Annotated in this window: 5 protein-coding genes; 4 read left to right on the top strand and 1 reads right to left on the bottom strand. The window is 63.6% G+C overall.

What is annotated here, in order from left to right; genetic code table 11:
- Positions 1-230: 230 nt before the first annotated feature.
- Complete coding sequence (locus HU750_RS19595; protein ID WP_099428088.1) at positions 231-437, top strand: DUF3079 domain-containing protein; 207 nt, start codon at positions 231-233, stop codon at positions 435-437.
- A 66-nt stretch (positions 438-503) separates the two neighbouring features.
- Here the strand turns inward: HU750_RS19595 and HU750_RS19590 are convergent, their stop codons facing one another.
- Positions 504-2,801 carry a TonB-dependent siderophore receptor gene (locus tag HU750_RS19590; RefSeq protein ID WP_186681890.1) on the bottom strand — a complete coding sequence of 766 codons (2,298 nt, stop codon included), beginning with the start codon at positions 2,799-2,801 and terminating at the stop codon, positions 504-506.
- A 140-nt stretch (positions 2,802-2,941) separates the two neighbouring features.
- Here HU750_RS19590 and HU750_RS19585 point away from each other — a divergent pair, with 140 nt between their 5' ends.
- The 3 genes from HU750_RS19585 (at position 2,942) to HU750_RS19575 (ending at position 6,817) form a co-directional block, all read left to right on the top strand.
- On the top strand, positions 2,942-3,661 hold the full coding sequence (locus tag HU750_RS19585; protein ID WP_027595215.1) for a response regulator: 720 nt from the start codon (positions 2,942-2,944) through the stop codon (positions 3,659-3,661).
- 1 nt (position 3,662) lies between these two features.
- Positions 3,663-5,030: an ATP-binding protein gene (locus HU750_RS19580; RefSeq protein ID WP_186681888.1), complete on the top strand. Its 1,368-nt coding sequence runs from the start codon at positions 3,663-3,665 to the stop codon at positions 5,028-5,030.
- Between the two features lie 125 nt (positions 5,031-5,155).
- Positions 5,156-6,817: an FMN-binding glutamate synthase family protein gene (locus HU750_RS19575; protein WP_186681886.1), complete on the top strand. Its 1,662-nt coding sequence runs from the start codon at positions 5,156-5,158 to the stop codon at positions 6,815-6,817.
- The last annotated feature ends 57 nt before the right edge of the window (positions 6,818-6,874 follow it).

The raw sequence follows: 6,874 nt of genomic DNA, 5'->3' as shown, positions 1-6,874 counted from the left end.
TCTATAACCCCAAGCGTCGACACAGCAGTGCTATGCAGCTGTCGCCAGTAGAGTATGAGAAACGCTATTTTCTGAGCTTGGAGAGTGTCTAGTAAACCAGGGGCGATTCACTGAAACGGTAATGTGAAAGCCACACCGCAAGACCCAACCCCCACCTTGATCTCAATCAAAACCCAAACCACCAAACCGCCTAGCGTGAAATCAGCCCCCACCTGCGAGGACTGAACACCATGCCCAAAAAATTCCCCACCCACCCCAGCCACCCCGAGCGCATCTGCTGGGGCTGCGACCTCTACTGCCCAGCCAAGGCACTGGCCTGTGGCAATGGGTCAGACCGGACCATGCATCCAGTGGAGTTGTTCGGCGAGGACTGGGACAGGTTTGAAGACCGGTTGGATAAGCCGATTGATGAGGTGTCGGGGGTGCAATGCAGTTGATTGTGGGTGGGAAAGGGGCCGCTTTGCGGCCCATTCGCAGCACAAGGCTGCTCCTACAGGGGGGCGTCAGAATGACGTGCTGAGCGTCAGCGACAGATTGCGGGGGTCACCATAGATCGCCCCGGCATAGAAGCCGTAGCGGGTGTAGTAATGCTTGTCGAACAGGTTATTGGCATTGAGGCTGACGCTGGTCTCGTCGGTCAGCTGGTACTTGGCCATGGCATTCCAAATCGCATACCCCGACCAGTTGACGTCGGTCGAGCCTGCACTCACGCCATTGGTGGGCTGGCCTGCGGGGCTGGATACCGCGCGGATGTTGCTCTGCGCAGTAACCCCCGCACCAAGCGTCAGGCGGTCCAGTGGGCCGGAGAGGCGGTAGGTGGTGGAGGCCTTGAACAGGTGTGACGGGTCGCTGCGGCCGTCGCTGTCGATGCGGCGGAAGTGCAGGTAGGTGTAGCCGGCGTACACGTTCCAGCTGGGGGTCAGTGCGCCCGCGATTTCCAGGTCGATGCCGTCGGTTTCCTGGCCGGAACCGGCCTTGTAGGCGTCGTTGCCGGTGGGGGTGGTCAGGTCGCCGTCCAGCACGGCTTTGTTTTCCTGCTTGGTGCGGAAGTACGCGGCAGAGGCATTCAGGCGGCCATCGAACCACTCGCCTTTGATACCGGTTTCGTAGCTTTGGCCGCGAATGGGTTCGACTTTGCTGCCGCTGCTGGTCTCGGCGGTTTGTGGGGTGAAGATGTCGGTGTAGCTGGCGTACAGCGAGTAGGTGTCGTTGAGGTCGTAAATTGCCCCCAGGTAGGGGGTGACGATGCCGTTTTCTTCCTGGCTGGTGCGCACGCCGGCGTTGCTGCGGGTAATGGCCGAGTAGTTGCTGGTACGCACGCCGACGATTACCGACAGTGGGTCGGTGATGCTCAGGCGGGTCGCTGCGTACATGCCTTGCAGGCGGGTGGTGGTCTTGCTGTGGCGGCCAGTGCGCGAGGCGAGCATGTCGTAATCGTCATCCACGCCATTGCGCCAGTCGGTCAGCGGGAAGCCGTTGTTGGCGCGGAACTGGCAACCCAGCGCTGCGGCGCTGACTTGGCTGTCGCTGACCATGTTGCAGGTGTATTCCGGCGACCAGGCCACGGTGCGGCTGTCGTTGTAGCCGACCATCGCTTGGTGGGTGCGGCCAAACAGCTGGAACGGGCCGGACAGGTCGATTTGCGCAGACTGCTGGGTGGTGTCGCTGGAGCTGTGCAGGCCGTTGAGCACAGCGCCGCTGCCGTCCTGGTCCCAGTAGCCGCCAAAGCTGCCGCGCCCGGCCGAGTTGACCTTGGCCAGGCCGCGGTGGTTGAGGGCCTCGGCGGTGCTTTGCGCGGCCTTGAGGTTCAGCGACCAGTCGTTGTCGAAGCGGTGTTCGAGGGAGCCGAAGGCGGTGCGGGTGGTGTACTCGCCAAAGCTCCAGCTCGGCACTACGTTGGTGCTGCGCGGCAGGTCGGTCTTGCTGCCGTCGCCGTACCAGATCGGGATGTTCGCGCCCCAGCCGCCGCCGACGACTTTGTTGTATTCGTACTGGTAGCCGGCGCCCAGGGTGGTGGCGTCGTCGAGGTCGAATTCGAAGTTGGCCAGCGCGGCGCGGGAGCGTTCGGACTGGTTGTCGCGGAACGAGTTGGCGTCCTGCTGGGTCATCACGAAGCGCGAACGCAGGCGGCCGTCTTCGGACAGCGGCAGGTTAAGGTCGGCGCCCAGGCGGCGTTTGTCCCAGCTGCCATAGGTGGCGTAGGCGCTGCCGCCAAAGGTTTTGGTCGGGGCCTTGCGGATCAGGTTGACGGTGGCCGACGGGTCGCCGGTGCCGCCGAGCAGGCCGTTGGCGCCACGGACGATATCGATGCGCTCGTACAGGTCCATGTTCAGCGCATTACCCCCGCCGCTGAAATCGGAACCGCCCTGGAACTGCAGGCCATCGACCTTCCAGTTGGTGATGGAATAACCGCGGGCGCGGTAGTCGGTGCGGCCGCCTACTTCGGCCTTGCTCGCGGTCACGCCTGGCGTGGTTTCCAGCGCCTGCTCGATGGTGTGGATGGCGCGGTCGTCCATCTGCTGGCGGGTAATGGTGGTCACCGACTGCGGAGTTTGGCGCGGCGTCAGCTTGAGGCCGGTTGAACTGCGGCTGCTCTCGACCGTGTACCCTAGCTGGCCCCTTTCATCGGCAGGCACCAGCGCGCTGTCTTCGATCTGCGTGGCATCCAGCTCTAGGGGCTGGCTGTCAGCCGCCATCGCACCGCCGCTGATGGCCACGGCAATGAAGAAGGCCAGCGGGTTGAGGCGACTTCCGCCTCGGCTGATGGGAGAGAAGTCGTTCATGATGCTCCGAGGTTTCATTTGGGAAGGTTTCGTATTCGCAGATGATTTTTTGTTACGATTCTAGGGATCCGCCCTTGGGGCTCCAGGCCCGGCTTGTACGGGCTTGTAATCGAACGTAACGAGCGCCACCGGCCCTCATCGAACAGGTGTTTTTTGAAATGAGCACGACCCTGCTGGTTGTCGACGATGACGACGAGATCCGCGAACTTCTCTGCGATTACCTGACCGATGCCGGCTATACCGTGCTAGCGGCTGCTGACGGCGACGGGATGCGCCAGCAACTGGCGCTGCATAAAGTCGAGCTGGTGGTGCTGGACTTGATGCTGCCCGGCGAGGATGGCTTGAGCCTGTGCCGCCAGTTGCAATCGACGCCCGGGTTGGCGGTGATCATGTTGTCGGCCAAAGGCAGCACGCTGGACCGCATCATTGGCCTGGAAGTGGGCGCGGACGATTACCTGGCCAAACCCTTCGAACCGCGCGAGCTGATTGCCCGGATAAAAGCGGTGTTGCGGCGCCCGCAGCGCCTCGATACGCCGGTTGCAAAGCCCGCGGTGGAAGCGCAGCAGTTTGCCGGGTTTCGCCTCGACCACGTCAAACGCCTGCTCACCCGCCCTGACGGCGAAACGCTGACCCTGCCCCGCTCCGACCACCGCGTATTGCGCGAGCTGCTGGAGGCCAACAACCGCGTGGTGTCCCGCGATCAGCTGACCCGCAGTGCGTTCGGCCGCGACCACCTGCCTGACGACCGCTCGGTGGACATGTGCGTCAGCCGCCTGCGCCAGCAATTGCGGCGCGCGCCGGGCGGCGCAGCGCAGATCCTTACCATCCGCAACGAAGGCTACTTGCTGAGCCTTGCGCGCAGCGAGGCTGATGCCTGACATGCGCTGGCTTCGCCGGCTGTGGCCGCGCACGCTGTTTGGCCAACTGCTGTTGATCATGGTCAGCGGCACCGTGGTGATCCAGTTGATGTCGAGCAGCATCTGGTTCGATGTGCGTTTCGCCCAGGTGCTTGAGGCCCCTGTTCGGCTGATCGCCGCCCGCAGCGCGCCGTTGATCGCCAGTGCCAATTGCCATGGCAGCCCGTTGCAGGCACCTGCCCACTATCAGTTGCGCTGTGCCGAAAACCTGCCCGCGGCGGAACACGACGAACGCAGAGGGCGCAAGCGTATCGAGCTGCTGCTGCAACAGGCCCTCAAGTACGAGCTGGGCCACGCCCAGGAGGTGCGCCTGCTGAAGGTGCACCTGACCGATGAACTGGGCCAGCCGATTGTCTGGCGCAGCCTGTTCGGTTTGCGCACGGCGCAGGCCCATATCGCGTTTGCCGTGCCGCTGGCCGATGGGCATTGGCTGACCATCGATGGCCAGGAGCTGCAGGGCTGGAGCGGCGAGTCCGCCTGGGTGTTGATCAGCGATTACCTGCTGCGGGTGTATGCCCTGCGCATCGTCGCTGTGCTGCTGGTGTGCCTGGTGGCGGTGCGCTTGTGCCTGCGCCCGTTGCGGCGCCTGGCGGATGCCGCGCGCGGCCTGGGCAGCAACCTGGAGCAGCCGCCTTTGGCGCTGGACGGGCCGGAAGAAGTGCGCCAGGCCGCCCAGGCCTTCAACGCGATGCAGCAGCGGTTGATTGCGATGGTCAACGACAAGGCCTACTTCCTGGCTGCCGTGTCCCACGATCTGCGCACCCCACTGACCCGCATGCGCCTGCGCCTGGAGCGCTTGCCGGACGACGAGCATCGCCAGCGCCTGCGGCAGAACATCACGCAGATGGACGACATGATTGGCCAAGTGCTCGATTACCTGCGGGCCGGGGAGCAGCAAAACCTGCAACAGGTGGACCTGGACCGGCTGGTGACGCGGCAGTGTGCCGACTTGTCCACAGCCCGCGAGCCACTGCCGGTTCATGGCCAGGGCGGCAGCTTGCGGGCTGATGCGCTGCTGCTGCAGCGTTGCCTGCAGAATTTGCTGGTCAACGCCTTGCGCTATGGCAAGGAGGTTTCGGTCACGCTGGAGCGCGCGACCACGGGGGTTTATATCCATGTCGATGACCGAGGGCCGGGGATCGCGCCAGGCTTGCTGGCGACGGTTACCGACCCGTTCGTACGGGGTGAAGGGTCGCGTAACCAGGCGTCTGGCGGGTATGGCTTGGGGTTGAGTATTGCCCAGCGGATCGCGGCCAGTCATGGCGGCGAGTTGCTGTTGTGCAACCGCGACGGCGGTGGGCTGCGGGCCAGCGTGCTGTTACCTCGATAACCTGTCACCGCTCCTACAAAGAGCTGAGCGCTCGGGATCAGGTAACAGTGTTTTACCGATTGCCCAGGTTTTCCGCAGCCCGCCATTGCCTATCCTAGGCGGGTCATCCTGCCTGCGATGGACCCATGAAACACTCACTGCCCAGCCGCTACGCCTGCCTTTTCATCTGCCTGTCGTTCACCTGTGCCAGCCTCCCATTACTGCCCCAACATGCCTGGCTATGGCCATTCACCCTGATCACCGCCCTGCTCAGCCTGGTCGGCCTCAATGACCTGCGCCAGAGCCACCACGCGGTGCGGCGCAACTACCCGATCCTGGGCAACATCCGCTACTTGATCGAAACCATCCGCCCAGAAATCCGCCAATACCTGATCGAAGGTGACGACGACAAGCTGCCGTTTTCACGGTCCCAGCGTTCCCTGGTGTATGCACGGGCGAAGAACGAGAGCGCCGAAAAAGCCTTCGGCACGCTCAACGATGCCTACAAACCCGGCTTCGAATTCATCAGCCATTCGATGCTGCCGGTGGCCACGCCCGACCCCGCCTCGTTCCGCATCGCCATTGGCGGGCCGCAGTGCCGGCAACCTTACTCGGCATCGATCTTCAACATCTCGGCCATGAGTTTCGGCGCCCTCAGCGCCAACGCCATCGCGGCGCTCAACCAGGGTGCACGGCTGGGGCGCTTTGCCCATGACACCGGTGAGGGCAGCATCAGCCCGTACCACCGCGAACATGGCGGCGACCTGATCTGGGAGATCGGCAGCGGTTACTTTGGCTGCCGCACCGAAGAAGGCCGTTTCGACCCGCAACGCTTCGCCGAGCAAGCCCGCTCGCCGCAAGTGAAGATGATCGAGATCAAGCTCAGCCAAGGCGCCAAACCCGGCCACGGCGGCATCCTCCCGGGGCACAAAGTCAGCCCGGAAATCGCCGCCACCCGTGGCGTGCGTGAGGGCGAAGACTGTATTTCGCCGGCCGCCCATAGCGCGTTTCGCACGCCGGTCGAACTGCTGCGGTTCGTTGCCAGCCTGCGCGAACTGTCGGGGGGTAAGCCGGTGGGTTTCAAGTTCTGCCTGGGCCACCCGTGGGAATTCATGGGCATTGCCAAAGCCATGCTGGCGACGGGAATCACCCCCGACTTTATCGTCGTCGACGGCAAGGAAGGCGGCACCGGTGCGGCGCCACGCGAGTTCAGTGACAACATGGGCGTGCCCATGCGCGAAGGCTTGATGTTCGTGCACAACACCTTGGTCGGCCTGAATTTGCGCTCGAGCATCCGCATTGGCGCGGCGGGCAAGATCGTCAGCGCCTTCGACATCGCCAGTGTGCTGGCCATTGGTGCCGACTGGGTGAATTCGGCGCGCGGCTTCATGTTCGCCATTGGCTGCATTCAGTCGCAGAGCTGCCACACCAACAAATGCCCGACCGGGGTCGCCACCCAGGACCCGCTCCGCCAGCGTGCGTTGGTGGTGCCGGACAAGGCTCAGCGGGTGGCGAGCTTCCACCGCAATACCCTGCACACATTGGCTGAGATGCTTGCGGCGGCGGGCCTGGAGCACCCGTCGGAGCTCAAGCCCAAACATTTGGCACGGCGTGTCAGCGCCAGCGAGATCGGCTTGTTTTCAGACCTGCATACGTTCCTCAAGCCTGGCGAATTGCTCAGTGGCTCGATTGAAAGCGAGTTTTATGCGCGGATGTGGCGGATGGCTCGCAGCGACAGTTTTGCGCCGGAGACAGGGGAGGTTGTAGAAAAAGAAGTAGTGCGCCACAGACAGGCCGAGCCGGCCTGAAAGCTGGGGTGCTTCGCACCCCTTTCGCGGCGCAAGGCCGCTCCCACACGTACAACG

This window comes from Pseudomonas sp. SWRI50 (genome assembly GCF_014269095.1).
Lineage (GTDB): Bacteria > Pseudomonadota > Gammaproteobacteria > Pseudomonadales > Pseudomonadaceae > Aquipseudomonas > Aquipseudomonas kermanshahensis.
The sequence above is the reverse complement of the archived record's forward strand: the minus strand, read 5'-3'. Positions and strand labels throughout refer to the sequence as shown.

Bases quoted from the DNA above. Each gene is read 5' to 3' on its own strand.
- HU750_RS19580 (WP_186681888.1), top strand. From the start codon at position 3,663: ATGCGCTGGCTTCGCCGGCTGTGGCCGCGCACGCTGTTTGGCCAACTG.
- HU750_RS19590 (WP_186681890.1), bottom strand. From the start codon at position 2,801: ATGAAACCTCGGAGCATCATGAACGACTTCTCTCCCATCAGCCGAGGC.
- HU750_RS19575 (WP_186681886.1), top strand. From the start codon at position 5,156: ATGAAACACTCACTGCCCAGCCGCTACGCCTGCCTTTTCATCTGCCTG.
- HU750_RS19595 (WP_099428088.1), top strand. From the start codon at position 231: ATGCCCAAAAAATTCCCCACCCACCCCAGCCACCCCGAGCGCATCTGC.
- HU750_RS19585 (WP_027595215.1), top strand. From the start codon at position 2,942: ATGAGCACGACCCTGCTGGTTGTCGACGATGACGACGAGATCCGCGAA.